25 protein-coding genes and 1 tRNA gene are annotated in these 26,146 nt (G+C 35.2%); 10 read left to right on the forward strand and 16 right to left on the reverse strand.

Translation table 11 applies throughout. The annotated features are described in order from the left end of the window. Nucleotides 1-7: 7 nt before the first annotated feature. The 5 genes from AB9K26_RS11680 to AB9K26_RS11700 all read right to left on the reverse strand — a co-directional run bounded on the left by AB9K26_RS11680 (nt 8) and on the right by AB9K26_RS11700 (nt 7,408). Nucleotides 8-523: an OmpH family outer membrane protein gene (locus tag AB9K26_RS11680; RefSeq protein ID WP_369972739.1), complete on the reverse strand. Its 516-nt coding sequence runs from the start codon at nt 521-523 to the stop codon at nt 8-10. Nucleotides 524-732: 209 nt separating this feature from the next. Then, nucleotides 733-1,590 carry a class I SAM-dependent methyltransferase gene (locus AB9K26_RS11685; RefSeq protein WP_369972740.1) on the reverse strand — a complete coding sequence of 286 codons (858 nt, stop codon included), beginning with the start codon at nt 1,588-1,590 and terminating at the stop codon, nt 733-735. Between the two features lie 32 nt (nt 1,591-1,622). Beyond that, nucleotides 1,623-3,494 carry a tRNA uridine-5-carboxymethylaminomethyl(34) synthesis enzyme MnmG gene (gene mnmG, locus AB9K26_RS11690; RefSeq protein WP_369972741.1) on the reverse strand — a complete coding sequence of 624 codons (1,872 nt, stop codon included), beginning with the start codon at nt 3,492-3,494 and terminating at the stop codon, nt 1,623-1,625. A 70-nt stretch (nt 3,495-3,564) separates the two neighbouring features. After that, nucleotides 3,565-3,981 carry an rRNA maturation RNase YbeY gene (gene ybeY, locus AB9K26_RS11695; protein ID WP_369972742.1) on the reverse strand — a complete coding sequence of 139 codons (417 nt, stop codon included), beginning with the start codon at nt 3,979-3,981 and terminating at the stop codon, nt 3,565-3,567. Next, entirely contained in the window at nt 3,968-7,408 is a 3,441-nt protein-coding gene (locus AB9K26_RS11700; protein ID WP_369972743.1) for a DUF4175 family protein, read from the reverse strand. The genes ybeY and AB9K26_RS11700 overlap by 14 nt, the downstream gene beginning before the upstream one ends. Nucleotides 7,409-7,529: 121 nt before the next feature. Between AB9K26_RS11700 and AB9K26_RS11705 the strand changes: the two genes are divergently transcribed. Both AB9K26_RS11705 and gltX read left to right on the forward strand, forming a co-directional pair. Then, nucleotides 7,530-8,573 carry an alkane 1-monooxygenase gene (locus tag AB9K26_RS11705; protein WP_369972744.1) on the forward strand — a complete coding sequence of 348 codons (1,044 nt, stop codon included), beginning with the start codon at nt 7,530-7,532 and terminating at the stop codon, nt 8,571-8,573. A gap of 52 nt (nt 8,574-8,625) precedes the next feature. Further along, the gene (gltX, locus tag AB9K26_RS11710; RefSeq protein WP_369972745.1) at nt 8,626-10,137 is read left to right on the forward strand and encodes a glutamate--tRNA ligase; all 1,512 of its coding nucleotides are present in this window, start codon (nt 8,626-8,628) and stop codon (nt 10,135-10,137) included. Here gltX and AB9K26_RS11715 read toward each other — a convergent pair. Next, nucleotides 10,134-10,817, reverse strand: a complete 684-nt coding sequence (locus AB9K26_RS11715; RefSeq protein WP_369972746.1) for a hypothetical protein — start codon at nt 10,815-10,817, stop codon at nt 10,134-10,136. The genes gltX and AB9K26_RS11715 overlap by 4 nt on opposite strands. Nucleotides 10,818-10,893: 76 nt before the next feature. On the opposite strand from AB9K26_RS11715, the gene AB9K26_RS11720 reads away from it, so the two are divergent. Then, a complete protein-coding gene (locus AB9K26_RS11720; RefSeq protein WP_369972747.1) occupies nt 10,894-11,820 on the forward strand; it encodes an SPFH domain-containing protein in 927 nt (308 codons plus the stop codon). Nucleotides 11,821-11,874: 54 nt separating this feature from the next. Here the strand turns inward: AB9K26_RS11720 and AB9K26_RS11725 are convergent, their stop codons facing one another. From AB9K26_RS11725 to AB9K26_RS11740, 4 genes are all read right to left on the reverse strand, one after another. Continuing rightward, entirely contained in the window at nt 11,875-12,075 is a 201-nt protein-coding gene (locus AB9K26_RS11725) for a hypothetical protein (protein ID WP_369972748.1), read from the reverse strand. Between the two features lie 66 nt (nt 12,076-12,141). Beyond that, the gene (locus tag AB9K26_RS11730; protein ID WP_369972749.1) at nt 12,142-13,302 is read right to left on the reverse strand and encodes a GNAT family N-acetyltransferase; all 1,161 of its coding nucleotides are present in this window, start codon (nt 13,300-13,302) and stop codon (nt 12,142-12,144) included. A gap of 68 nt (nt 13,303-13,370) precedes the next feature. Beyond that, the gene (locus tag AB9K26_RS11735) at nt 13,371-13,847 is read right to left on the reverse strand and encodes a DUF1761 domain-containing protein (RefSeq protein WP_369972750.1); all 477 of its coding nucleotides are present in this window, start codon (nt 13,845-13,847) and stop codon (nt 13,371-13,373) included. Nucleotides 13,848-13,937: 90 nt separating this feature from the next. After that, nucleotides 13,938-15,938 carry a glutamine--tRNA ligase/YqeY domain fusion protein gene (locus AB9K26_RS11740; RefSeq protein WP_369972751.1) on the reverse strand — a complete coding sequence of 667 codons (2,001 nt, stop codon included), beginning with the start codon at nt 15,936-15,938 and terminating at the stop codon, nt 13,938-13,940. Nucleotides 15,939-16,124: 186 nt separating this feature from the next. Between AB9K26_RS11740 and AB9K26_RS11745 the strand changes: the two genes are divergently transcribed. The 4 genes from AB9K26_RS11745 (at nt 16,125) to AB9K26_RS11760 (ending at nt 18,456) form a co-directional block, all read left to right on the forward strand. Next, on the forward strand, nt 16,125-17,360 hold the full coding sequence (locus AB9K26_RS11745; protein WP_369972752.1) for a PKD domain-containing protein: 1,236 nt from the start codon (nt 16,125-16,127) through the stop codon (nt 17,358-17,360). 24 nt (nt 17,361-17,384) lie between these two features. Beyond that, nucleotides 17,385-17,747 carry a dihydroneopterin aldolase gene (folB, locus tag AB9K26_RS11750; protein ID WP_369972753.1) on the forward strand — a complete coding sequence of 121 codons (363 nt, stop codon included), beginning with the start codon at nt 17,385-17,387 and terminating at the stop codon, nt 17,745-17,747. A gap of 70 nt (nt 17,748-17,817) precedes the next feature. After that, nucleotides 17,818-17,888, forward strand: a tRNA-Cys gene (locus AB9K26_RS11755). A 244-nt stretch (nt 17,889-18,132) separates the two neighbouring features. Further along, nucleotides 18,133-18,456, forward strand: a complete 324-nt coding sequence (locus AB9K26_RS11760) for a YtxH domain-containing protein (protein WP_369972754.1) — start codon at nt 18,133-18,135, stop codon at nt 18,454-18,456. 14 nt (nt 18,457-18,470) lie between these two features. On the opposite strand, the gene AB9K26_RS11765 is transcribed toward AB9K26_RS11760, so the two are convergent. The 5 genes from AB9K26_RS11765 to AB9K26_RS11785 form a co-directional block, all read right to left on the reverse strand. Then, nucleotides 18,471-18,821, reverse strand: coding sequence for a ribose-5-phosphate isomerase (locus tag AB9K26_RS11765; RefSeq protein ID WP_369972755.1), 351 nt, complete (start codon nt 18,819-18,821; stop codon nt 18,471-18,473). A 9-nt stretch (nt 18,822-18,830) separates the two neighbouring features. After that, nucleotides 18,831-19,505, reverse strand: a complete 675-nt coding sequence (locus tag AB9K26_RS11770; protein WP_369972756.1) for a LysE family translocator — start codon at nt 19,503-19,505, stop codon at nt 18,831-18,833. Between the two features lie 42 nt (nt 19,506-19,547). Continuing rightward, nucleotides 19,548-20,222: a head GIN domain-containing protein gene (locus tag AB9K26_RS11775; protein ID WP_369972757.1), complete on the reverse strand. Its 675-nt coding sequence runs from the start codon at nt 20,220-20,222 to the stop codon at nt 19,548-19,550. 77 nt (nt 20,223-20,299) lie between these two features. Further along, nucleotides 20,300-20,596 carry a YbjQ family protein gene (locus AB9K26_RS11780; protein WP_369972758.1) on the reverse strand — a complete coding sequence of 99 codons (297 nt, stop codon included), beginning with the start codon at nt 20,594-20,596 and terminating at the stop codon, nt 20,300-20,302. Nucleotides 20,597-20,612: 16 nt separating this feature from the next. Further along, the gene (locus AB9K26_RS11785) at nt 20,613-22,850 is read right to left on the reverse strand and encodes a ribonuclease R family protein (protein WP_369972759.1); all 2,238 of its coding nucleotides are present in this window, start codon (nt 22,848-22,850) and stop codon (nt 20,613-20,615) included. Nucleotides 22,851-23,507: 657 nt separating this feature from the next. Here AB9K26_RS11785 and rpiB point away from each other — a divergent pair. The 3 genes from rpiB to AB9K26_RS11800 are packed head-to-tail and all read left to right on the forward strand — an operon-like array spanning nt 23,508 to nt 25,300. Next, nucleotides 23,508-23,942, forward strand: a complete 435-nt coding sequence (rpiB, locus tag AB9K26_RS11790) for a ribose 5-phosphate isomerase B (RefSeq protein ID WP_369972760.1) — start codon at nt 23,508-23,510, stop codon at nt 23,940-23,942. Between the two features lie 3 nt (nt 23,943-23,945). Further along, entirely contained in the window at nt 23,946-24,857 is a 912-nt protein-coding gene (locus tag AB9K26_RS11795) for a cation diffusion facilitator family transporter (protein WP_369972761.1), read from the forward strand. Further along, nucleotides 24,857-25,300: a GNAT family N-acetyltransferase gene (locus AB9K26_RS11800; RefSeq protein ID WP_369972762.1), complete on the forward strand. Its 444-nt coding sequence runs from the start codon at nt 24,857-24,859 to the stop codon at nt 25,298-25,300. The genes AB9K26_RS11795 and AB9K26_RS11800 overlap by 1 nt, the downstream gene beginning before the upstream one ends. On the opposite strand, the gene AB9K26_RS11805 is transcribed toward AB9K26_RS11800, so the two are convergent. Continuing rightward, on the reverse strand, nt 25,297-26,133 hold the full coding sequence (locus tag AB9K26_RS11805; protein ID WP_369972763.1) for an OmpA family protein: 837 nt from the start codon (nt 26,131-26,133) through the stop codon (nt 25,297-25,299). The two genes, AB9K26_RS11800 and AB9K26_RS11805, sit on opposite strands and share 4 nt — an antisense overlap. Between the last annotated feature and the right edge of the window lie 13 nt (nt 26,134-26,146).

Consider the following 26,146-nt stretch of genomic DNA (forward strand, 5'->3'; position numbering starts at 1 on the left):
TTGTTGACTACTCCTCTTTAGATTTTGCATTAAGAGCATCTATAATCGTTTGTGTAATATCGTTTGCTTCTGTACCGTACATCACACTACCAGCATCATTGGCTCCCAATATATAAGTGTAGCCATTTGTTTTACCATAATCCTTAACAAACTCTTTAACCTCTTTTATCAAAGTATCGATCTTTTTTTGTCCTTCCGATTGTAAGCTCTGCTCTTCGGCTTTTAATTGATAGTCTAGCATTTGTTTTTTCTGAAGTAAGGCTTGGTATTCAGATTCTGCTTGTTTGCGAGCCATATTATTGGCTTTACTTTGAAATAATTGAGCTTCCATTTGTATAGCCTTGTCAAGGCTATCAGCTTTTTTGTTGAAGGCGTCAACCTTGGTTTGGAATCTCTTTTCAAAATTGACTTTCTTCTGAAATTCATTAACAACTTTAGAATTGTCTATAAACGCAATTTTTTGTGGTTCTTGACAGGATGATAAAACAATCAAACAAATCAAAACGCTAAATATGTTTTTCATTTTATATTTTATTAATTTCTGCAAATGTATAAAAGTGATGTTATTAATCTTAAAAAAAACACGTTATAGTTTTAATCTATGTTTGATTTGATTTTTATAGTAAATATTTATGATAAATAGTTCCAAATAACCATTTCTACGAGCTTTTTAAAAATCAGCCACATCATATTAATTCAAATGGCTTAAAAGGAGCTTAAAACGTCTAATAATTAATTTTGGTCTTTTTTAATGATATAAATGAGCGATGAGTACTCTCCAGAGCCTCTCGCTTTCAAATTAGACCGCAAACCAATCCAAAATGCTTTCAATGGATTCATAAACCCTTTTTTGTACTTTTCTGAAAGTAACGATACATAGAACGCATCGTATTTCATTGGTAGGATTTTTTCTACAACCAGGCCTTCTTTTGAAACCAACTTGTTAATCGATTTTTTTGAAAAATGCCATAAGTGTCTCGGCACATCATAAGCAGCCCAAAATTCTTTATAGTATGCAGCGTCAAAACTTTTATAATTTGGTACAGCAATGACAAGTTTTCCGTTAGGCTTTAAAAGACGTTTAAATATTAATAGGTGAGCTTCTAGATTTGGTAAATGTTCGAGCACATGCCATAATGTAATGACGTCAAAGCTATTCTGCTCAAAAGCTTCCAGCCTATCTATATCATATATGTTGCTGTTTACTTTTTGATTGGCAATATTTCTAGCATCTACATTAGGCTCAATCCCGACCACTTGCCATTCATTTTGTTTACATAAACTCAAAAAATCTCCTGTACCACAACCAACATCCAAAAGTTTTTTCTCTTCAGTTTTAAAAGAATTAATAAGTTTTCGTTTTCGCTTAAGAGTGGTGGCACGAACCAGGTGATAAACTTTTTCGAAAAGATTTCTTTTAGAATCTGTGTGTGAAATGTAGTCTTCAGTATTGTAGTATTTTCCTAAATCTTCACTTGAAGGTCGCGGACTTGTTTCAAGAAGATCCAGTTCTTCATTATATAATAATTGAAACAACTCTCCTGAAACCGAATAATCCTTAACAGTTAAATATGCTTTATTGTTCTTCATGTAGAATATGTTCCACGTGGAACGCTCAAAGATTAACGTCCCAAATACACTAAAAGCACAGAAACATCTGCAGGAGAAACCCCTGAAATTCTAGATGCTTGTGAAATGGTAACCGGTTGAATTGCAGATAATTTTTGTTTAGCTTCAGAACTCATTGACTTTAGTTTAGTATAATCAAAATTCTTTGGAATCTTAACATCTTCCAAACGGTTAAGTTTATCTGCGTTGTTCTTTTCTTTCTCTATATAACCAGAATACTTCACCTGTATTTCTGCCTGTTCAATTACTTCACTATCTAAGTTGTGTTCATTAATATAGGTTTCTACCGCTTCAAATTGGCGCATATCATTAATACCGATCTGAGGTCTTGCAAACAATTTGAACATCTTATCAGATTGCTTAACTAAAGCAGAACCCTTGGCTTCTAAAACCGGATTTGCCTCCTCGGGTTTAACACTGGTATCTTTAAAAAACTGTACGAAATTTTCAGATTGCGCTTGCTTCTGCTCCATTCGTCTTAATCTTTTTTCACTAGCCAAGCCTAAATCATAGCCTTTTGGTGTCAATCTAAAATCAGCATTATCTTGTCTTAACAACGTTCTGTATTCTGCTCGCGATGTAAACATCCGATAGGGTTCTTCAGTACCTTTAGTAATCAGATCGTCAATAAGTACCCCTATATATGCTTCATTTCTTTTAAGTGTAAATTCTTCTCGCTGTTGGACTTTTAATGCTGCGTTAATTCCCGCCATAAGTCCTTGTGAAGCTGCTTCTTCATATCCTGTAGTACCATTTATCTGTCCAGCAAAATATAAACCTTCAACCAGTTTCGTTTCTAAAGTATGCTTTAATTGTGTTGGCGGAAAATAGTCGTATTCAATGGCATAACCTGGTCTAAAAAACTTAACATCTTCAAATCCTTTAACCGATTTTAAGGCTTTATACTGAACGTCTTCAGGCAGTGAAGTAGAGAAACCATTTACATAAACCTCAACCGTATTCCAGCCCTCAGGCTCGACAAATAATTGATGTCTGTCACGTTCGGCAAATCTATTTATTTTGTCTTCAATGGAAGGACAATACCTTGGGCCTGTACTTTGAATTCTTCCGTTAAACATTGGTGAACGATCAAAACCTTCACGAAGCAGATCATGGACTTCCGGACTAGTATAAGTCATATGGCAAGAACGTTGTTCTTTAAGAGGCCTAATTGATTCTAAATAAGAAAACTTCTCGGGTTGCTCATCGCCAGGTTGCTCAATCATTTTTGAATAGTCTAGAGATCTTCCATCTACTCTTGGAGGTGTTCCTGTTTTCATTCGACCGGAATCAAAACCCAAATCAATTAATTGTTCAGTGATGCCTGTAGCGGCACGCTCACCCGCACGACCGCCTCCAAAATTTTTATCACCAATATGTATCAAGCCATTTAAAAAGGTACCATTAGTCAAAACAACACTTTTGGCTTTGACCTCAATACCTAAAGATGTTTTAACGCCCACAACTTTTTCTCCTTCAATAAGAATTCCGGAAACCATTTCTTGATAAAAGTCCAAATTCTTTGTTTGTTCTAAAAGCAAACGCCAATCTTCAGCGAAACGCATTCGGTCACTTTGCACTCTTGGACTCCACATTGCTGGACCTTTGGATTTGTTCAACATTTTAAACTGAATAGCAGAAGTATCGCTAACAATACCGCTATAGCCTCCCAAAGCGTCTATCTCTCGTACAATTTGTCCTTTAGCAATTCCTCCCATAGCAGGATTACAAGACATTTGCGCTATATTTTGCAAATTCATAGTAATCAATAAGGTCTTGCTTCCCATGTTAGCAGCAGCAGCAGCGGCTTCACTGCCTGCATGGCCAGCACCAACTACAATTACATCATATACTTCGTTGAACATAATCTAAATAGTGTTCCACGTGGAACATTTATTTTGTGAGTTTAATAATTTGCAAATATAAGTCTAATTCCTAAGGCTTAGAAAATTGATTGATATAAAAATCTTCCTTCTGACGCATTAACGCTTTCTCATCATCAGTCTTATCCTTGTAACCACAATAATGGAGCACACCATGAATCATGACACGTTTTAGTTCCTGGATGAATTCCACACCAAAATCATTCGCGTTATCAGCCACTCTTTCAACCGATAAAAAAATATCTCCATGTAAGCTTTTTCCTACTGAATAATCAAAGCTGATAATATCTGTAAGGGTATCGTGATTTAAATATTTGAGATTGATATCATGAAGATAGTCATCATCACAGAAAATGTAATTAATATCTCCTTCTTTAAAACCTTCTTGATCAATAACACTTGAAATCCAAGATGAAAATAAATCTTCATTAAGTAATTCAAATGCTGTTTCATAATTAAAGTTGATCATTTGTTTTTTTAAAATAATCTTGGACTTTCTTTTTATAAACGTCTTGCAAAGGTAAAGCTTGTCGATTTAAAATTTCGGTAGTGTTGAAATATTCTTTTGCGGTCGGTAGTTTGTTATTTGTGGTATTCTTATAGTTTGTGTTATCAGATTCAGATTTTCTTTTATTGTCTTGGCCTTGCACAAATGTTGCATTCTCCATTTTTAATAATTGATGCTGTAAATCCATCATTTTTTGAAGAGTTTGATTTGTAAAGCCTTTATTAATTAAATCCAGCTCTATCTCTTCCATGTCTTCAAGAAGTTGTTTTCCTAAACCTTCTTTTCCCATTTCGCCCAGCTTGTTTTCTAAGGCTTGACGCAACTGTTGCTGCTGTTGGTAAATTCTGTAGAGTTCGCCATTCAGTTCTTCATTGCTGCCTTCACCCTCGCCTTGGTTTTTTCCGTTTTCTCCCTGTTTACCATCCTTACCACTCTTAGATTTTTGACCATCTCCTTCCTTTTGCTCTTCTCCATCACCATCCTTTTCGCCTTCACCTTCCTGAGGATTTCCATCTTGGCTTTTTTTCATGCCATCTTTCATTTGTTGGTTGAGCTGTTCTTGGCTCATAATAATATCTGGTAGTTGCATGTCACCTCCTCCTTGCCCCATAGAGGGATTCATTTGGGCATTCATGTTATCAAGAACATCACTTAAAAAATTAGCCAATTCATTCGTAGAGGTAATCGTATATTGTTGTGCTGCCACACCTTGATAGATTCGGTTTTCTGATAGTTGCCCTAGCGCTTTATCAATATTAAAAAACACATCAGAAATATGTTTGTTAACAAGCTCCGAAATTTTTGGTTGTCGTAATGAAAGCGCAAATAAACTGTCATCAATGTGCTCAAAATGCTCCTTAAGGTTGCTTTGTTTCCTAATAAACTTACCATACTCGTTGTGGTTTGGCTCAATGCTTTTGAATTGATCCATTAAGTTTTCTTGGTCAAAAGAAAACAATACTAGATTATCTAAAACTTGTCTTAGCATAGTAGCATCTTCTTGCATCTGATCACTACTTCCCATTTGCATCATTTGCCCCATTTGTCCACTCATTTCCTTCATCTTCTTAGCAGCCTGCTTTTGCTTTTTCTTGGCCTTTTCTTGAGCATCATTTTGCTGACTTCCATCTTGGTCTTTAGGCTCAGGCTCTTCGCCTTGCTCCTGTTGTTCTTCCAATTCTTTTTGCTCTAGAGCGTCTGTAGCTTCTTGTTGGTCTTGTTTTATGGATTCCTCAGTTGGTTTGTCTTGTGGCAATTCCATAGGCTGTTTCAAAGCTTTATTTTCCTTCTGCAGTGCATCCATTTCTTTTTGAAACTTCTCAAATTTTTCATTCAGCTTTTCCTGGGCCTCTTTCGTGTTGTTTTCCTCGGACTCTTCTGAAAGTTTCTCTTGCTCTTCCGCCAGTTGCTCTAATTCTTGTTGTAGTTTTTCGGCTTTTTTGGCAACATAGTATCGCTTCGTAAGTTCTAATAATTGTTTTAGGCTACGTTCCTTGTTTTTGTTTTGTTTTGCCAGCTCCTCTAACTTTTGGGTCAGTTCTTCCTTTTGAATTTTTTCTTGAAGTTTTTCGAGCTCTTCCAATAGTTTTTCATCTTCTTTTAATTGCTCCTCATTTTCTTCTAAGCGTTCTTTTAAGGCTTCCTTAAATTCGTCTTGTTCTTGGTTCTCGTTTTGAAACTCTTCAAGATTTTCCTTTAGTTTTTTGTTGAAGTTTTGCATCAACTGTTCCTGTTCCTTTTGACGCTTAATAAAATTCTGAAGCTTCTTTTTGTCATTGAAATTGAGCTCTTCTTTTTCCTTTTGTGTTTTTGACAACTCCTCTAGTTTTTGATCTTGTTCCTTTAACTTGTCAAAAGTTTTTCCAATGTCTTTGATGGTTTCGTTCTGTTCTTGAAGTTGTTTTTGCTCCTCTTCCTCTTTAGTGAGCTTTCTATAATTATATACCGTACTTTTTGTGCTTTTATAATTGTGTAGCACATCATTATCGAATACCTGAAAATAAAACTCATAATCTACACCTTCAACGAGATTTAGTTGATTAGGAAAAACGCTAACAAACTCATCAAAATTGGATTTCGAAATGGGTATTTGTTCCAACGATTTGCTTTCGGGATCCGAACTAGGATAATACACCATTTGAAGTTTTCGCAACCCATAATCATCGCTCACCTGACCATAGAAATAAAGTGTTTGTTGGTCTAAGGAGTCTTTTTCCATTTTGAGGTTTAGCTCAGGATAACCATCCTTAATTACATTGAGTGAGAATGCAAGGTTTTCATAATCATTTAAATTGGCATTACTGGTACTTATACTATACTCGGTATTAGAAAACACACGTTTTGAGGCTTCAAAAACGTCTTCTGAAACACTTTTGAAGTCCAAAGTATCCTTTGTGTAAAGCGCCACCTTATCTGTAGACTTAGTAGATACCTTCCAGGTAACTTTGGTTCCTTCTGGAATAATAGCATTGCCTGTGCTTTTCAATACTTCATCTGGCTTTAGTGTGTATGCTGGATAGTCTAAGGCCATTTCGAAGCTTACTAAAGTAGGAACTTTTGTGACTGATATAGTATAGTCTTGAGACCTTACATCGTTTGCAGATAAGTTAAAATTCACAGATTCCTTTAGCTGAGGAAATGTGTATTCAAACTTTCCTGCGGTTGTTTGTTGTAAAAAATAAGATTGTCCGTTGAAGTGGATTTGAGCGTTTTCTGGAATAACCTCTCCAGCTGTATTGACATAGAGCTTAAAGGCCTTGTTTTCAATACCATTTAAATCATCATTAACAATAAAAAACTGAAATGGTGCTGGTGGTTCGTAAGCTGTTTTATAATTCAACACGCGATTATAGCTGTCGCTGAACCAATTTATTTTTCCAGAAAGATAAGATATAAGCAAGATCGCAATAGGAATTGCAGCATATTTCAGATACTTGGTGTTTTTCTTAAAGTTGACGGCAAGCTTAAATGGTATTGGACTTAATTCAACCGATTTTTGTTCAATACTTGCTTTTAAAAGTTCGGTTTGTGCATTATTTTGATTTAACTGTAGGACATTCAAAAGTTTATCGTTGACTTCAGGAAAATGATTTCCGATTATTTTGGAGGCCTGTTCGTGATCAATCCCTTTTTGAAGCTTGAACAACTTAGCCAATGGAAATACAATGAATTTTGAAAATAGCGCCAATTCCACAGCAATGAAAACCCAAAACAAAATCGTTCTTGCCGTTGGATTTAGCCATAAAAAGTATTCTATCAGTAAAATAGCTATAAAGTACAGCAAGCCAATTGCAAAAAACAGAATAGCTCCTTTAAGCAATTCATTAGTATAATATCTTCTAATGAATGCTTCCAGCTTATGCTGAATATGTCTGAAATTATCTGCCATACCTTTAAATAACTCACTAATCTACAATTTTATTTTAAACGACAAATAGCTAAATTTGGTAAGATTCTGTTAATTTCGAGGAGTTGTGTTAAAATCAAGGTGTACAATAAACTGAAGCATTATGAAAGATCTTAAATATCTTGCTGCCTTTTCAATTCCAATGGTGGCTTTTATTGGCTTGTACCTTAAGGATTATTGGACTTTTTTAGCGCCATTTTATGCGTTTGGAATTATTCCCATACTTGAAGTCATTTTTCCTCTTGATAGCAAAAACCTAACATCAGAAGAAGCTGACAATCAGCTTAAAAAAACATTTTTCGATTGGTTATTATACTTAAACCTGCCTATTGTGTATAGTCTTGTAGCCTTTGGTCTGTATCAAACAAGCACAACTGTGTTGACCACTTTTGAATGGGTTGGAATAATCTTATCAGTAGGTATTGTTTTAGGTGTAAATGGTATTAATGTTGGTCATGAACTAGGTCACAGACTAAAAACAAATGAGCGTTTTTTAGGAAAAGCGCTGCTATTGCCTTCTCTCTATATGCATTTTTACATTGAGCATAATTTTGGTCATCATTTGCATGCGGCAACTCCAGAAGATCCTGCAACCGCTCGTTATAACCAACCTTTGTACTCTTTTTGGATAACTTCGGTAAGTCGGCAATATGTTAATGCTTGGAAAATTCAGAAAACACTTTTAAATAACAATAACCGTTCGTTTTTGTCCTTTAAAAATGATATGTTTTGGTTTACGGTTTTTCAAACACTGTATTTGATTTTAATCGTTCTGTTCTTCGGAAAGTTGGGGCTCTTATTTGCTGTTTCGTCAGCAGTTGTTGGCTTTTTATTGCTAGAAACCGTTAACTATATTGAACACTACGGATTATTACGCTTAAAAACCAAATCTGGAAGATATGAGCGTGTGAAGGAAATCCATTCTTGGAATTCTAATCATATCATTGGAAGAATCGTTTTGTATGAGCTCACAAGACACAGTGATCACCATTTTAAGTCCTCAAAAAAATACCAGGTGCTCGATTGCCATGAGGAAAGTCCGCAAATGCCCTTTGGTTATCCAACCTCTATGGTCTTAGCTTTGGTTCCGCCGTTATGGTTCAAAATAATGAACAAGCGCGTGCCAAGGGAAATGATTTCTGCTTAGCTGTTTTATTTCCTAATTATCGTTTTATCTTTGCAGTCATAAATTCAAGACCATGACTAAAGACGTTCGTGTGCGATTTGCACCAAGTCCAACGGGACCTTTACATATTGGAGGTGTAAGAACAGCTCTTTTCAATTATTTATTTGCAAAAAAACACAACGGTACTTTTGTACTTCGTATTGAAGACACAGATCAAAACCGTTATGTTGAAGGAGCTGAAGATTATATTGTAAAAGCCTTGAACTGGTGCAATATTCCGTTTGATGAAGGTCCGGGGAAAAACGAAACTTTCGGTCCTTATAGACAAAGCGAGCGCAAGCATTTATACAAACAATATGCTGATCAATTAATCCAAACTGGACACGCTTATTATGCTTTTGATACAGCCGAAACTCTAGATTTTCATAGAAAAGACCATGAGGCTAAAGGAAAAACCTTTATCTACAATTGGCACAATAGGGAAAAATTAAGCAACTCGTTGTCTTTATCTGAAGAAGAAGTAAATACCAAACTGCAATCTGGAGAGGATTATGTCATCCGATTTAAATCACCTCAAGATCAAACTTTAGCGCTTAAAGACATTATTCGTGGCGATATTTCCATTGATACCAATATTCTAGACGATAAGGTTCTTTTTAAAAGTGACGGTATGCCAACCTACCACTTGGCCAATATTGTAGATGATCACTTAATGCAAATCACCCATGTGATTCGTGGTGAAGAATGGTTACCGTCTTTGGCGCTTCATCATCAATTATATGATGCCTTTGGTTGGGAAAAACCACAATTTGCTCATCTTCCATTGATTCTTAAGTCTACAGGAAAAGGGAAATTAAGTAAGCGTGATGGTGATAAACTTGGGTTCCCCGTGTTTCCGTTGGAATGGACAGATCCTAAATCCAATGAGGTTTCAAGAGGTTATAAAGAAGATGGTTATTTTGCTGAAGCGATGGTTAATTTCTTGGCATTTTTAGGGTGGAATCCCGGTACCGAACAAGAAATTTTCAGTCTAGAAGAATTGATTCAAGCTTTTGATTTAACTCGTGTAAACAAGGCTGGAGCACGATTTGATCCAGATAAGATCAAGTGGTTTAACCACCACTACATGCAAGAGCAAGATAATTATGGCTTGGCTATTGCTTTTCAAAACTCTAAAACAGAGCTGTCTTCAATTGATACACAATACATTGAAATGGTTGTAGCGCTTATTAAAGAACGCGCAACCTTTGTTGGCGATTTTTGGGATTTGAGTCATTTCTTTTTTGTAGCTCCTGAAACCCATGATGACAAGGCTTGTAAAAAAGCCATAAAAGATGATACGGTTTCAATTCTAAATACAGTAAAGACAATCATTAATGATGTTGAAGATTTTACAAAAGACAATGTTCAAAACGTTGTGAAAGGATGGATTACATCAAATGAAATCGGTTTTGGCAAAGTTATGATGCCTTTGCGATTGGCCTTAGTAGGTGCTTTGCAAGGTCCTGATGTGTTTGACATCATTTACATGATTGGAAAAGCAGAAACCTCTAGACGTATAGACGCCTTAACCGCTTCAATTTAAAAGGTAATCATCAACCCAAATATCAACATGTTTTGATTGCCTTTAAAATCTTTAGAGGATGGCGTTGTATTTAGGTCTTGATCATTAAGCTTTCTTAAAATATTTGTAAAGCCATAACTATACATGGCTCTTAATTTGAAGTTTCCAATGCCAGCAGAGGCTCCAACTACACCGTTAGCATTAAATGGAGCAATATCGATTATGTCTTCTGCCAACAAACTATCATAGCCTTGTACATAAAACCCTTCTTGTCTACTGCTTTTTAAGTCCATTTTACTATTGTACTGCAATTGTGGTCCAAGGTCTAGAGTAAGGTTGTCGCTTATCAACTTCACATGAAGCAAAAAAGAAAGCTGCACAGCCATAATGTCGTATTCAAGCATTTCAACTTGAGTAGGAGTCACTGGAGACCACCCTTCAATTTCCAACGAGTTTTGAGAAAATTGAAGTCCGTAACTCACCGTAAACCATTTATGTGGAATGTCAACCGTTGCCGTCAAACCACCCAAAAAACCCGTACCGCTTTTAGTTGAAAAATTATCGGTTGCGATGTCAAATTGTGTTAATCCACCGATGATACCTATCCCGTTTTTAATCTTATAGCGTTTGTGTTGAGCAATAGAGCTTGTAACAAAACCTATGCATAGTGCTACTAATAGTATGTACTGTTTTTTTTGCATGACTTCCTAATGCGATTTGAACAAATATAACTTAAATTAGTAACTGATTATTTTATCTAACCATTAAAAACTTGTTATGGAGAATTTTATTTACATACCTATTATCTTTTTAGGCCTAATCATTTTGATTTCGTCTTTATTTATTGTCAAGCAACAAACTGCTGCCGTTATTGAGCGATTTGGTAAATTTCAAAGCATTAGACATTCTGGTTTACAGATTAAGATTCCTTTAGTAGATCGTATTGCGGGAAAGTTAAGTTTAAAAATCCAGCAATTGGACGTTATCATTGAAACAAAAACCTTGGATGATGTATTTGTAAGACTGAAAGTTTCGGTTCAATATATGGTTATCAAAAACAAGGTATATGATGCCTTTTACAAATTAGATTATCCACACGAGCAAATCACGTCTTATGTATTTGATGTGGTACGTGCTGAAGTTCCTAAAATGAAATTAGACGATGTCTTTGTTAAAAAAGACGATATTGCCTTAGCCGTTAAGGCTGAATTGAATGATGCGATGTTAGATTATGGTTTTGATATCATAAAAACACTAGTCACTGACATCGATCCTGATGCTCAGGTAAAAGCCGCAATGAACCGAATCAATGCTTCTGAACGTGAAAAAATCGCAGCACAATTTGAAGGTGATGCGCAACGTATCCTGATAGTTGAAAAAGCTAAAGCAGAAGCTGAAAGTAAGCGTTTACAAGGTCAAGGTATTGCTGACCAAAGACGTGAAATTGCACGTGGCCTTGAAGAGTCTGTTGAAGTTTTGAATCGCGTTGGGATTAATTCCCAAGAAGCGTCTGCGCTAATTGTTGTGACACAGCATTATGACACGTTACAGGCTCTAGGTGAAGAAACCAATAGTAACTTGATCTTATTGCCAAATTCACCTCAGGCAGGAAGCCAAATGCTCAATGAAATGGTCGCTAGTTTTACCGCAAGCAATCAAATTGGTGAAGCCATGAAAAATGCGCAGAAGAAAAAAGAAGATTAAGCTTGTTTTAAGCATCTTATTTTACAAAGCCTCAAGTTTATTTTGGGGCTTTTTTTATGATTTGTATTTTTCAATCATATTCTTAAGTCCGTCGAGATAGTCTTTGAGTACTTTGTTGTTTAGCTCAAGATCATCTCCTTGTGGTAAAGTGCTTCGGGTTTCATCTAAATATTTTTGAAGCTCCGGATAATGCGCTTCAATGTCTCGAGTCACTTTAGCGATTTCGGTCAAAATAGCGCTGCTTTTATGGTCCATAGTTGTAATTATTAAATTATAAACTACAGAATCCATAGCTTAAATCAAAGAGATTTAACCTAGATTTCACGTTTCAAACGGATGACGCTCTTCCCAATCCCTTACTGGGTTGCCATATTTAACCGCTAACCTAAGGATGGTATTTGCAATAAAGTTGTGGGTGTGTTTAACGTGAATAAACATGTCGAATGGTTTGGCGCCAATAGAACTTTTAATTTCCATAGCGGTTCGAGCAAAAACAACTTGTTCATGATTGTTTTCAACACCGTAAATAGCCATATCAAATAGCATATTTAAATACATTTGGTGCTTGTGCTGTAAATCTGGATCATAGCCTAAAAAATAGGTTTCTATAGCGTCGTAATTCTTGATAAATGTATAAAAACCGATGAGCTGGTTATTTAAAGCATAACCATAAACCTTGAAGTTGTCTTGAAGTTTCAATTTTAGCTGGTAAAAGTGGTTTGGGTGAAGTTTAAAGGAATTTACGCCTGCATTATCGGAAACATTCTCATAAAGCTTATATAACTGTTCAGAGTGAGATTTTACCTCATTAACATCCATTTCTTGACAAACAATTTCTTTGCTCTTTTTCCTTGCGGTCTTATAGCGTCGTCTGTATTTTTTATTAAAGGCCTGCACATAATCATTGGCCGTTTTCCAATTGGATTGCATTTTGAAAATCATGTTCGGCTGAACCTTTGCCTTGTAAAGTCCTAGTCGTTCGGTAAATGTTTCATTTTGATTGAACCAATCGTTTTCAAAATAATCCTTAAAGCCAATGATTCTGATTTTTTTTCCGAATTGCTGATAAACCAACTTAGATAAAGCCTTTAGGCCGTTTTCTAATTCAGCTAAAAATACCTCTTGTGAAATACTATCAGCATCATAATACAACCCGTGTTGTCCCGTATGCATTAAGTTGCCGACAATTAAGGCATTTCCTTTAACGAGTTTTGAAATAAGGTACTTGCCTATACGCTTAAAAAACTTATTGGATGTACGCCTAAACACATCATCTAAATACATTTCTACACGTTGGATAACAGCAATTCCCGCTAGAACATCAGATGAATAAACCGCCAAGAAATAAGTGGAAATATTGGGAGGTGATGATGTCTCTAATGCGCTTAGAAACTCTGTTTTTAAAAAGATATCTTCAACTGATAAGGCATCCCATTCAATTGGAAGTTCATTGGTAGAAGAATAGAGTTTGAAATGCGTCAAGACAAAAAAATAAAAAAGACTGAAAACGATAAGTTATCAGTCTTTATGTTTGTATGATTGTTACATGTTTATTTCCAGCCACTGATAATAGCTCCCATAATAGCGATTGTAAGAACCCAATATCCTGTATTAATAAGAATGTACTTCCACCCTTTTCTTTCAAAAAGTGCATTGATACCCAATATTGGTAATACAAAAAACAATCCAGACATTGCGCCATGTAAAGCACCATGCTTAAACGTGCGATACTTGCCTCCGAATTCTTCCATAAAGGCTTGATAAGTTGCTGACGACGTATCGCCTTCAACCATTCCGAAAGCTCCCATTTCATGAATAACAAGAAATTGGACCATAAAAGCCAAAACGAATGACAGAACAAGTGTTACGATGAAAATAACAGCCATATTGCCGCTTTTCATTTTCTCTTCGGTCATCTCAGCAACTCTTGCCCAAGCGGTTCCAAATGTCTTTGGATTATACCAGATAAAACCTGTAATTAAAGGCACGATAGCCGCAACTAAAAATGCTAAAAAATTGAATTCCATGATGTAATTGATTATAGTTAGTTCAATAAATATAGCTAAAATCGCTTACAACTCATTGTTTTTAACGTTTCTGGGAAGACCTCTATAGAATTATTTAGCAATAGATTTTGCTTCAGATACTAAAATCTCGCTTTTATCTTCAAGGGCTGAGGATATGAAACCATCAATAGTGTCATTTCTTTTTAATCCGTTTTTCAGAAGAACACTTAGAGTTAATACAGTTGCTATTCGAGTCCCTGTTTTCTTAACAGAAGTTTCAAATAGCGGTTCTAGTTCTTCGTAGTTTACCTTTTCTGCTAATTTTAAGATTTCTGCTTTTGTCTTTTCTTGCTTCGCTTGAGGTAAATTGGCATACTTTTTTCCGAGCTTCTTAATCTCTTCAATAGCAGGACGCTGATATTGCTGTTGTGGCTTATTTTGTGGTGGTTGTGGTTTTTGCTTCGCCCATGAATCTCTTAATCCAACTGTTTTATTGAACACAAGCTTATTTTCAGAGGAATCATCATCTACATTGAAGTAGCCCAATCGCTGAAACTGAAAGCGATCTCCAGGTTTTACATCCGTTAAACTCGGTTCAACAAAAGCTTCTAAGATATTGAGGGAATTCGGATTCAGGAAGTCCATGAAATCCTTGTCTTGATGACCATCTGGAGCTTCGTCCATAAAAAGACGGTCATATTCCCTAACCTCAGCCTTAATAGCGTGTTTGATCGATACCCAATGTAGTGTGCCCTTTACTTTCTTCTCTGTATCAGTTGAATAGGTACAGTGAATTTCAGTAATATTACCTTGATTGTCTTTAATAACTCTCTCGCCTTTAATGATATATGCATTTTTAAGACGCACCTCACCTCCTATTTGCAATCTAAAAAACTTGCTGCTAGGCTCTTCTTTAAAGTCGGCACGCTCGATATAGAGTTCTCTAGAAAACGGCACTTTTCTGAAACCAGCAGATTCGTCCTCTTGATTATTTTCCGCCTCTAACCACTCTTCTTTATCTTCAGGGTAATTGGTGATAACTAGTTTAACAGGATCTAAAACAGCCATCACTCGAGGAGCCGCTTGATTAAGATCTTCACGTATGCAAAATTCCAATAAGGAGACGTCGATAATATTTTCGCGTTTTGCCACACCAACTCTTTCAATAAAGTTTCTTATGGATTTAGGAGTGTAACCGCGTCGTCGTAGTCCTGAAATCGTTGGCATTCTTGGGTCATCCCAACCCGAAACAATACCATCTTCAACCAATTTGAGCAACTTTCGTTTACTCATTATCGTGTAGCTTAAGTTCAAACGAGCAAATTCTCGTTGTTTTGGAAGCATCGGAAGCGTTTTGGACGCATACTTATATACTTGCTCTTTAAACCAATCGTAAAGCTCTCTGTGTGGCTTAAATTCTAAAGAACAAAGAGAGTGTGAGATCTGTTCAATATAGTCACTTTCACCATGTGTCCAATCATACATTGGGTAAATACACCAATCATATCCAGTTCTATGGTGGTGTTTTTTCATGATACGATACATGATAGGGTCTCGCATAAGCATGTTTGGGTGTTTCATGTCGATCTTAGCACGCAAGATGTGTTCGCCTTCTTTGAATTCGCCATTTTTCATGCGTTCAAAAAGATCTAGATTCTCCTCTATGCTCCTATTTCTAAAAGGCCCATCAACACCAGGTTGTGTTGGAGTTCCCTTTTGCTCTGCCATAGCTTCACTGGATTGGGAGTCGACATAAGCTTTTCCGTCTTTAATCAATAATACAGCCCAATCATATAATGTCTGAAAATAATCAGAAGAATATAACTCATTTGCCCACTGATAACCCAACCAAGCAATATCGCGTTTGATAGCATCAACATATTCTTGCTCTTCTTTTTCAGGATTAGTATCATCAAATCGAAGATTGACAGGTGCATTGTATTGTTGCCCTAACCCAAAACTAATACCAATGGCTTTTGTGTGACCAATGTGCAAATAGCCGTTGGGTTCGGGAGGAAAACGAAATCGGAGTTTGTCTTTTGGCAATCCGTTAGAAAGATCTTCCTCTATGATATGCTCAATGAAATTGAGTGGTTTTTTTTCTTCAGACATAATACATCTTATTATAATTTCTTAAAGACCAAAATCTTTTAATTTTTATAAAATCAAAACTTAAGACGTCATAAAAACTCTGCAAAATTAATCAATAAACCAATATGCGTTGCTTTGATGAAGGTGGATTTTATAAAATAGTAGGGAAAAGTAATTATATTTGTTAGCATAGGTGATTTGTTAATTATGCAAAAGAAAATAGATTCTTTCTTTTTGTTTGTCCTTGTTGGCTTGCTTTCTTACTCACAACAAAGCAAAACTGCTCTTTTTGTAGGCAATAGTTATACGGCTGGAAATAATTTGGCTCAGATTACTTCTGATATTGCAACTTCAACAGGAAACACGCTTATTTTTGACGAACACACGCTTGGAGGACAGCGGTTTATAAATCATGCTGAAAACCCAGATTTATCTATTAAAATTAATTCACAAGACTGGGACTATGTTACACTTCAAGGTCAAAGTGTTGAGGTGGCTTTAACAGGACCTGTTTTTGATAATGAGGTAGCGCCTTATGCTTCTCAATTGGTTCAAAATATTAGATTAAATAACGAATGCACTCAGCCTGTTTTTTTTAGAACATGGGGACGTGAAAATGGATTTTCATCTCCAGACTGTGATCCGTTTCCTTGGATGTGTTCCTATGAAGGAATGGATGACGCTCTGGCTCAAAATTATCAAATTCTTGCCGAACAGAACCATGCTTTAATTGCTCCTGTTGGAGCGGTTTGGCGTTATTTAAGAACGTATCATCCCGATTTAGATCTCTATACGTCTGATAGTTCACATCCTAGTCAAATAGGTTCGTATGCAGCTGCAGTGACTTTTAATACAATTTTCTTTAATACAGACCCCTTAACAATCAACTATAATTATACCTTATCAGATATAGATGCAAATACTATTAAAAATGCCGTTAATATTGTTTTGTATCAGGTTATGGCAGATTTTGACTTCACCGCATTTTTTGATTATAGTATTTCAAACACAACTGTTTCATTTGTATTTGACAACTTTGGGGCAGACACCTATCATTGGGATTTTGGCGATGGAAATACCTCAACAATACAGCAACCAACACATTCGTTTAATAGTGTTGGAGAGTACCTTGTAAATTTAACCATCACAAAGTGTGGAAGACAGCATACTTATTCTAAATTAATCCCTGTAACGGGTTTAAATACAATAGATGTTGATTTTAATTCTATAAAAATATATCCTAATCCAACTTACGGAATCGTAAACATTAAAGGGCTCGTTGAATCTGTTGACGTTGATGTATTTGACGGTTTAGGAAAACGTATCAAATCTGTAAAGAGGGTTCAAAAATCTTTTTCATTATCAGATCTAGAATGTGGTTTTTATTTCATTAAAATCTATAATGGTTCTAATTCAAGAATCTTTAAGGTGTTGCTACAATGACCTACAAATACTATTTTATTAATTATGGGAATCATTAAAGTTGAAAATATTCGAGTGTTTGCTTATCATGGCTGTTTAAAAGAAGAAACCACCATTGGAAGCGACTATCGTGTTGATTTAGAAGTAAAGGCTAATCTTAAAGCTTCTGCTCAAACGGACAATCTCAAGGATACCGTAGATTATGTACTTTTGAATAGGATTGTAAAGGAAGAAATGTTACAACCCTCAAAGTTGTTGGAAACTGTTGCCAAACGCATTTTAAAACGTATTTTAAAAGAAGATCAACTTGTAACAAAAGCAACAGTTAGCGTAAGCAAGTTAAATCCGCCAATAGGTGGTGATGTGGAAATGGTAACGATAAAAATGACCGAAAGACGAAAAAAGTGAGGCTTTATGGCGAATAATGCTAATTTTTTTTACATTTGCCTTCCTTCTTAACAAAAGAAGATTACATAATGGCGTCTTGGCCGAGTGGCTAGGCAGAGGTCTGCAAAACCTTTTACAGCGGTTCGAATCCGCTAGACGCCTCAGAGAGAAAAGGGATGCAGCATTGCATCTCTTTTTTTGTTTTAACTTTTATGAAAATTAATGAAAGTAATACAGCGGTTCGAATCCGCTGGACACCTCAAATGGAAAAGGGTTGCCTTGAATAATGTCGTCTTTGCTTTTATACAAACCAATTAAGCCTTTGGTAACTAGTTATTTGTAACAAATCAAACATATTTACTACCTATAGAATGTATAACCAAAAGTTTAATTTAAAACGTAAGATATGATTCAGTATAAAGGTGCTTTAATATTAGGAGCATTAATTGGAACAGCGGCAGGATTGTTATTGGCTCCTGACAAAGGCCGTATAACTAGGGATAAACTAAAAAAAGAAGGGAAAGATATAAAAGATCAATTCACTCAAGATTTTAATGAGGTTAAAGATGATGTATCCAAAGCCGCAAAATCTGGTAAAGATAGATTTAAGGAAGATTTAAAGGATTTCGCATCAAGATCAAGTTACAAAACAGAACAAGCCATCACTTTCTTAGAAAAACAATTGGCAATTTTAAAGGAAAAGAATAAAACGTTTCAGCAGTCTAGCTAAGCTCTTTAATTGAACTAATTATACCAAACTGCATAGCGTTGCCTTCTGAGTTCCAATGCTAAGGTTTCCTCCATTTTTAAGGCTTCGCTTCTGGTTTTTAGTGGCGGAATATGATTGTAGAGACTAGGTCTTAGGTATGATCCGTATTTTTCTACAATGTTAGATGATACTTTATATCCTTTTTTGTTTCTATAACCTGTTTTGTGTTGTAAAAATCGCTCCTTTGGCGTTTTGCTGGTCATGCCAACATACAAACATTCCAGAACACCATTAAATTGTGGGTTTTTTTCTCTGAATTTTCGGTTCTCAGTGTAAACTCGTTTAGAAAGTTCAACGACGTATATGTGATATTCTGTTTTTGCCAAACTCAGACTTTATAAGCGATTTTCGATTTGTTCTTGTATTTTGTCTTTTCCTTCAGGAAACAACCCTTGTACAAGCAACAATACACCAAAGCCTAGAATGACCAATGCTATGATCTTCTTTGTTTTGTAAATCAAACGTGGTGTGAGTTTACTTCGTAAACGCTTAGCTATGGCTATTTTCACCAAGTCAACCAATAGATAAGTGGCTAACATAGTGGCTATAAAGATCGTTACGCCGTTTTCCGACTCTGTTATAGAGCTTCCTATCACAATAAAACCCAACCAACCTAAAAGAACGCCAATGTTGATAAAATTGAGTAAAAATCCTTTTATAAACAATTTTCCAAAGGCATTCTTAGGCATTTCAACTTTATGGTATTCACGAACTATGGAACGGAAAGATTTCGAGGTTTTAATAAAAGAAATAAAGCCATAAACAACAAGTAGGACACCTCCAAAAATCAAAAAATTTGGATCGTCCTTTATTTTGTCTATTAACTTATTGGTACTGTAAAAGGCGAGAAAAATGAAGATAATATCTGCAAAAATAACCCCTAAATCAAATATAAAGGCACTTTTAAATCCTTTGGTAGCACTGGTTTCAAGTAATACAAAAAATACTGGACCAATAGTAAATGCCAATATAATCCCAAATGGAATAGCCGCTAAAATATCGTCGAACATATTAGGAAATCGCTTTCCTACAAAGCTAATAAAAAGAACGGACTAGTTCATTCTTTTTATACGACCGCCAAAAGTTGTTTTCTCATTGACTTTATTAGGATTTCCATAAATGTATACATCTCCTCCAGCTAATACACTGGCATCAACTACTTTTGAAGCGTTAACATCTGCTTCGCCAGCTGCTTTTATATTAACAGATGTGTTTTTGGTTTCAAAGGCTTTACCTTCATAAATACCTCCTGTGTTTAAGGTAATATCTTGAGAAATGGCTTTACCTCTCGTTTCAACGATTCCTCCAGTAACGGCCTTAATATCCACTTTGTCAACATCTAAACCTATTTTTAATCGCGCACCTTCTTGAGCTCTAAGTTCAATATAGTCTTGTGTAATCAATTCATTTGAAGTAATAAAAGCACCTTCATTGCCATCAATCAAATCTAGTTTGGTATAATAAACTGCTACAAAGGTTCGATCACCATTAAATATTTTATCCAACTTCATTCTAATTTTAAGCTTTCCGTCTTTATTGATCACCTCGACATCTTCAACATCATCACCAGTGATTTCAACGGAATTGACGTCAGATTTAATCAAGTTGACTTCAATTAAATCAAATACCTTCACTTCATTAAAATCGCCTACATGTCTTTCTTTTGGATTTTGGGCAGATACGATTGAGGTAACTATAAATAATGTAATAACTGTAAAAAATTTCATGAGATTGGTTTTAATATTTAGACTTTGCTTCTGAATAAAGAGTCTATAAAAATAAAAGTGTTACAGTTTTTTGGAAATTATTGTACAACTACAGCCGTTCCTGTTACCGAAACCATAGCATAATTACTTGTTGTCATTTCGATATCAATTTTAATTCCGACGACAGCGTTTGCTTGCATTTTTTTAGCATTAGTTAGTAAGCTTTGAAAAGCATTCTCCTTGACATCATCAATACTGTCTTGAATAGCCTTATAATATTTAGATACACTAAAACCCATGGCTAACTTTTTATCATTAATGGCCACACCTGTTACTATGCCTTTATATTCGGTAATAGTCTTACCTTCTATAGAATCTGTTGTTGTTAGAATCATACTCCCAATTTACAATTTATTCTTCATGTTTTCCAATCAATGTGAAGTCCAAATGCTTTTTGACCAAATCGGTGTTTTTCACACGAACCACGACTTCATCACCTAGTTGATACATGGTTTTGGTGTTCTTTCCAATCATGGCAAAATGATCTTGGTCGAACTGATAATGATCATCGTTCATATCTCTTACGCTAACCATACCTTCGCATTTATTTTGAATGATCTCCACATAAATTCCCCAATCTGTCACACCAGAAATGACACCAACGAACTCCTCATCTTTATGATCTTCCATAAATCGAATTTGCATGTATTTAATGGAGTCCCGTTCTGCTTTAGTCGCTAGCATTTCCATATTACTGGAGTGATTGCAACGGTCTTCATAAATATCTTCGTTAGGTGATTTACCACCATCGAGATAATGCTGCAATAAACGATGCACCATGACATCTGGATAACGACGAATTGGTGAGGTAAAATGCGTATAATAATCAAAAGCCAAACCGTAATGCCCAATGTTGTGAGTTGTATATTCGGCTTTGCTCATCGAACGAATGGTAAGTGTATCGACTAAATTTTGTTCTTTTTTACCTACCACATCACTCAATAATTTATTCAAGGAATTGGAAACACTTTTTCGATCCTTAAAGTTGAGTTTATATCCAAATCTACCAACAACATTCTGTAAAGCTGCCAATTTACTATCATCTGGTTCGTCGTGCACACGATATACAAAGGTCTTTTTAGGATTTTGCTTCCCTATAAATTCGGCTACCTTTCTATTTGCTAGAAGCATAAATTCCTCAATCAATTTATTGGCATCCTTACTGGTTTTAAAGAACACACCTATCGGATTAGCCTCTTCATCTAAATTGAACTTTACTTCCACTTTATCAAAAGAAATCGCACCTGCTTTCATACGTTTTCTACGCATGATTTTAGCAAGCCTATCGAAAACCAAAATTGCTTCTGCTATTTGGGGTTGTGTATTGTACGTTTTTCCAGTTAAGGACACGTCTTGAGGTATTTCATTGTTAACAAGATCTCTCGACTGCGCTCGAGATGACAGTCCGAAATTAGGATTGTTTTCAATAACTGCTTGTGCTTCTTCATAGGCAAATCGCGCATCGGAATAGGTTACCGTTCTTCCAAACCATTGGTCCTTAACCTCTGCTCTATCATTGATTTTGAATACGGCTGAAAAGGTATATTTTTCTTCATTTGGGCGAAGTGAACAAGCATTATTCGATAAGATTTCAGGAAGCATTGGCACTACTCTATCTACTAAATACACTGAAGTAGCACGCTCATACGCTTCGTCATCTAAAACCGTATTTTCCTTAACATAATGCGATACATCAGCAATGTGAACGCCTATTTCATATAAGCCATTTTCCAAAACCTTAAATGATAAAGCATCATCAAAATCCTTGGCATCCTTAGGATCAATCGTAAAGGTTAAATCCTGGCGCATGTCGCGACGTTTATCAATTTCCTTTTGGGTAATAGAGGTATCGATGCTGTTCGCATAGCTTTCTACATCATGTGGAAACTCATAAGGTAATCCGTATTCAGCCAAAATAGCGTGGATTTCTGTATTATGCTCACCTGGTTTACCAAGGACTTTGATGACACGTCCAAAAGGAGAATCTGCTTTTTCTGGCCAGTCTTCAAGACTTACCAACACCTTATCCCCTTCTTCAGCTTTATTGATTTTATTGATTGAAACAAAAATATCGGTGTACATCTTAGTGCCATCAGGAATCACAAAGGCATAATTTTTATGGATTTGTATCACACCAACATACTCTGATTTGGCACGTTTAACAATAGAGGTTATTTCTCCTTCAATTTTGCCTCGTTTTCTGCGCTTATAAGCATAAAATTCTACTTCATCGCCATCAAGAGCTTTATTGACATTGTTGGATGCTATGAATACATCTTCCTCAAAATCGTCGGATATAATATAGGCCGAACCACGACTAGACATATCAACAATGCCTTTGTGGTATTCGGTATTGACCACAGCTTTGAATTTACCACGATCAACCTGCTCAATTTCTTGTTTAGAGGCTAGTTTGGCTAAGGTCTTTATGATTTGGTTGCGGCTACTGGCATCACTCACACCAAGAATAGCGGCAATTTGTTTATAGTTGAACGATTGGTTACGTTCTTTTTTTAAAATACTAAGTATGGAATTTGTAAGGTTAGAAATCTTATTCTTCTTAGACTTCTTGTGTTTCTTTTTTGTCATGTAATTGTTATCATCATTTCATTTCCTAAAAGTATTAGGAATTCATTCGTTGTGAACGCAATAGCAAGTGAAGTAAATCTATCGCGTTTGTACAAATCTACGGTTTAAATATTTAAATATGTTTTCATAATGTAAAATATTCTTTTAAAACTTGTTATCAACACATATATACATATCATCTTTTTTCTTTTAAAAATTTTAAAAAAATATAGTAATGATTATTGCCTGTTAATTTGTGGAATAACTTTTTTTATTTTGATTTTGAAAAGTGAGTTATTATAATCTCTTAATATGTATTTAACATTAACTTTACATATAAATAGCTCATTTTTAGATGAATTTAAATTACTATTAACAGCTGTTTATAACGTATGTTGACAAGTTATTTTTAATAATTTACATCCTAAAAGCTGTTGGTATCTTAACAATTTGATGCTGATATCTCTACTAAAAATAGAAAGGTTATTTTTTGGTTATTTCATTTCGGTTTTTGTTTTGAAAAAAATATGTAATTCACAAAAAAATCTTTTCAAAAATTACTTTTAGATATTAACAAGTCATGAGAAAAACTATTAACCGGTTTTTATTATTTGTAACTTTGTCAACAGTTGAATTTTCAACTGTAGTTTTTTATCCATTACTTAAAATTCTTACACCATGACTATTTCTATAGGAAACGATCACGCTGGAACTGACTATAAACACGCCATTGTAAAACATCTCGAATCAAAGGGAATTTCTGTAAAAAATTATGGAACAGATACAACAGGTAGTGTTGATTATCCAGACTTTGTACATCCAGTAGCTGAAGATGTCAGTTCTAAAAAAGTAGATTTTGGAATTCTTATTTGTGGCAGTGGTAATGGTGTGGCTATGACAGCAAATAAACACCCAAAAGTGCGAGCTGGCTTATGTTGGATTAAAGAAATTACCGAATTGACCAGGCAACATAACAATGCCAATATCTGTTGTATTCCTGCACGTTATACGTCTTTACAACAAGCCATTCAAATTGTAGATACATTTTTGGAAACCGAATTTGAAGGCGGTCGTCATCAAAATCGTGTAGATAAGATTCCGATGTCTTGTTAATATATGAGTCACTCACACTCTCATAATCATTCACATTCTGACTTAAAAGGTAGAAACCTTCTCATATCTATTGTTCTCAATATTATTATTACTACAGCTCAAGTTGTTGGTGGATTACTATCAGGTAGTTTATCCTTGTTGAGTGACGCACTTCATAATTTTAGTGATGTACTATCGCTTATTGTGAGTTATGTAGCTTCTAAATTATCAAAACGTAAAGCCTCCATCAATAGAACATTTGGATATAAACGCGCTGAAATTTTAGCAGCTTTTGTCAACGCGGCTACTTTGATTATCGTTGCCGTTATACTTATTAAGGAAGCTATAGAACGTTTTAACAATCCGCAAGAAATCGAATCTAATGTGGTTATTTGGTTATCGTTAATAGCTATTCTAGCCAATGGTTTCAGTGTGCTTTTACTTCGAAAAGATTCTAAAAACAATATTAATATCAAATCGGCTTATCTTCACTTATTAACAGATATGTTAGCAAGTGTTGCTGTTCTTATTGGAGGTTTATTGATGAAGTATTATGAACTTTTTTGGGTCGATAGTGTGTTGACTTTATTGATTGCTTTGTATCTGATTTGGGTTGGCTATTACCTTTTAAAGGATTCAACTAAGATGTTAATGCTGTTTACTCCAGATCATATCAATATTAAAAATATTGTTTGGGAGGTTAATCAATTACCTAAAGTAAAAAAGCTTCATCATGTTCATATATGGAATTTAAGTGATGATGAATTACATTTGGAAGCGCATTTAGATTTAAATGAAGATATTTCAACAACAGAGTTTAATGTGTTACTTTCAGAAATAGAAACTCTTTTACAAAAGAACCATAATATAAACCACGTAACCATTCAGCCGGAATACAATAAGAAAGATCCTAAAGAAGTGATCGTTCAGGACTAATGATACAAATTACCGTAAAGCCATATCAAGATTTAAGTACAAAAGAACTATATGCCTTATTACAATTACGCAGTGAGGTGTTTGTTGTTGAGCAGGATTGTGTTTATCAGGATATTGATGGAAAAGACCAAAAAGCCCTTCATATTTTAGGTTATAAGAATGGAAACTTAATTGCGTATTCAAGAGTGTTTGCTCCTGGTGACTATTTTAAGGAAGCCAGTATAGGTAGAGTAGTGGTTAAAGCTTCAGAACGAAAGCACCAATATGGATACGATATTATGAAAGCTTCTATAAAAGCTATTGAAAAGCAGTTTAAGGAAACCACTATCAAAGTATCAGCACAAACCTATCTAAAACGCTTTTACAACACTTTAGGATTTTTTGAAGTAGGAGAGGAGTACCTTGAAGATGGTATTCCGCATGTAGCTATGATTAAATCTTAGTTGGAATCGCCTACGTAAGTCACTAAAATCTCCACACGACGATCGTATTTAGGTTCACCTCCTAATGGGAACTTACGACGCATTCCTACATATTTCATACGTTTTTTGCTAATTCCTTTTTTAGCTAGATAATCATAAATGTATTTTGCTCTTGCTACTGAAAGGTTCCGCTTTTTAGTCTTTCTATCAATAGCATCTCTACTAAATTGAGTACAGCATACATGGCCTTGGATGGTAAAATAGATGTCTTTTCGCTCAAGAAGTGCTTTTGCTATATTTTCAAGCACAGGCTTCGATTCGGGTAATAACTTACTGTAACCTGTCTTAAATAGGATATTATCCAATGTGAATTTATCACCAGCTTTTAGTTCGCCTTTGATAATTTCCTCTACGGTAGGTTTTTCCTCAATTTTAGGTGTTCGAGGCGGATCGTATGGTTGTACAATGATTTCTACTTTTCTGTTTAAACCTCTGATTTTATGAACGTCTTGTTCCTTAATCAATTTCAAAAGAATTTTACCTTTACCATCAACATTGGTAATAATGCTTTCGTCAAATTCATTGTTTGAGAAAATAGTTTTTATGGAATTGGCTCTGTTTTGTGATAACACCAGATTGTAATCATCACTTCCTCTATCATCTGTAAAGCCATAAATGGAAACCTTCTTGATATCCATACCTTCAATTTCTGAAAGAAATAAAAGGAGTCTGTAATGCTCTGTTGGTGGAACCTCAAACTCATCTGTTTCAAAATAAACCTCATGAGTCATCACTTTCGTTTGTCCGAAAAGTAGTGATGTAAATAACAGAGCTATGAAAACAATTTTTTTCATAAATGCGATTTGG

This window comes from Psychroserpens sp. XS_ASV72 (assembly GCF_041224425.1).
Classification (GTDB): Bacteria; Bacteroidota; Bacteroidia; order Flavobacteriales; family Flavobacteriaceae; genus Psychroserpens.

Bases quoted from the DNA above. Each gene is read 5' to 3' on its own strand.
- AB9K26_RS11680 (WP_369972739.1), bottom strand. From the start codon at position 523: ATGAAAAACATATTTAGCGTTTTGATTTGTTTGATTGTTTTATCATCC.
- AB9K26_RS11685 (WP_369972740.1), bottom strand. From the start codon at position 1,590: ATGAAGAACAATAAAGCATATTTAACTGTTAAGGATTATTCGGTTTCA.
- mnmG (WP_369972741.1), bottom strand. From the start codon at position 3,494: ATGTTCAACGAAGTATATGATGTAATTGTAGTTGGTGCTGGCCATGCA.
- ybeY (WP_369972742.1), bottom strand. From the start codon at position 3,981: ATGATCAACTTTAATTATGAAACAGCATTTGAATTACTTAATGAAGAT.
- AB9K26_RS11700 (WP_369972743.1), bottom strand. From the start codon at position 7,408: ATGGCAGATAATTTCAGACATATTCAGCATAAGCTGGAAGCATTCATT.
- AB9K26_RS11705 (WP_369972744.1), top strand. From the start codon at position 7,530: ATGAAAGATCTTAAATATCTTGCTGCCTTTTCAATTCCAATGGTGGCT.
- gltX (WP_369972745.1), top strand. From the start codon at position 8,626: ATGACTAAAGACGTTCGTGTGCGATTTGCACCAAGTCCAACGGGACCT.
- AB9K26_RS11715 (WP_369972746.1), bottom strand. From the start codon at position 10,817: ATGCAAAAAAAACAGTACATACTATTAGTAGCACTATGCATAGGTTTT.
- AB9K26_RS11720 (WP_369972747.1), top strand. From the start codon at position 10,894: ATGGAGAATTTTATTTACATACCTATTATCTTTTTAGGCCTAATCATT.
- AB9K26_RS11725 (WP_369972748.1), bottom strand. From the start codon at position 12,075: ATGGACCATAAAAGCAGCGCTATTTTGACCGAAATCGCTAAAGTGACT.
- AB9K26_RS11735 (WP_369972750.1), bottom strand. From the start codon at position 13,847: ATGGAATTCAATTTTTTAGCATTTTTAGTTGCGGCTATCGTGCCTTTA.
- AB9K26_RS11740 (WP_369972751.1), bottom strand. From the start codon at position 15,938: ATGTCTGAAGAAAAAAAACCACTCAATTTCATTGAGCATATCATAGAG.
- AB9K26_RS11745 (WP_369972752.1), top strand. From the start codon at position 16,125: ATGCAAAAGAAAATAGATTCTTTCTTTTTGTTTGTCCTTGTTGGCTTG.
- folB (WP_369972753.1), top strand. From the start codon at position 17,385: ATGGGAATCATTAAAGTTGAAAATATTCGAGTGTTTGCTTATCATGGC.
- AB9K26_RS11760 (WP_369972754.1), top strand. From the start codon at position 18,133: ATGATTCAGTATAAAGGTGCTTTAATATTAGGAGCATTAATTGGAACA.
- AB9K26_RS11770 (WP_369972756.1), bottom strand. From the start codon at position 19,505: ATGTTCGACGATATTTTAGCGGCTATTCCATTTGGGATTATATTGGCA.
- AB9K26_RS11775 (WP_369972757.1), bottom strand. From the start codon at position 20,222: ATGAAATTTTTTACAGTTATTACATTATTTATAGTTACCTCAATCGTA.
- AB9K26_RS11780 (WP_369972758.1), bottom strand. From the start codon at position 20,596: ATGATTCTAACAACAACAGATTCTATAGAAGGTAAGACTATTACCGAA.
- AB9K26_RS11785 (WP_369972759.1), bottom strand. From the start codon at position 22,850: ATGACAAAAAAGAAACACAAGAAGTCTAAGAAGAATAAGATTTCTAAC.
- rpiB (WP_369972760.1), top strand. From the start codon at position 23,508: ATGACTATTTCTATAGGAAACGATCACGCTGGAACTGACTATAAACAC.
- AB9K26_RS11795 (WP_369972761.1), top strand. From the start codon at position 23,946: ATGAGTCACTCACACTCTCATAATCATTCACATTCTGACTTAAAAGGT.
- AB9K26_RS11800 (WP_369972762.1), top strand. From the start codon at position 24,857: ATGATACAAATTACCGTAAAGCCATATCAAGATTTAAGTACAAAAGAA.
- AB9K26_RS11805 (WP_369972763.1), bottom strand. From the start codon at position 26,133: ATGAAAAAAATTGTTTTCATAGCTCTGTTATTTACATCACTACTTTTC.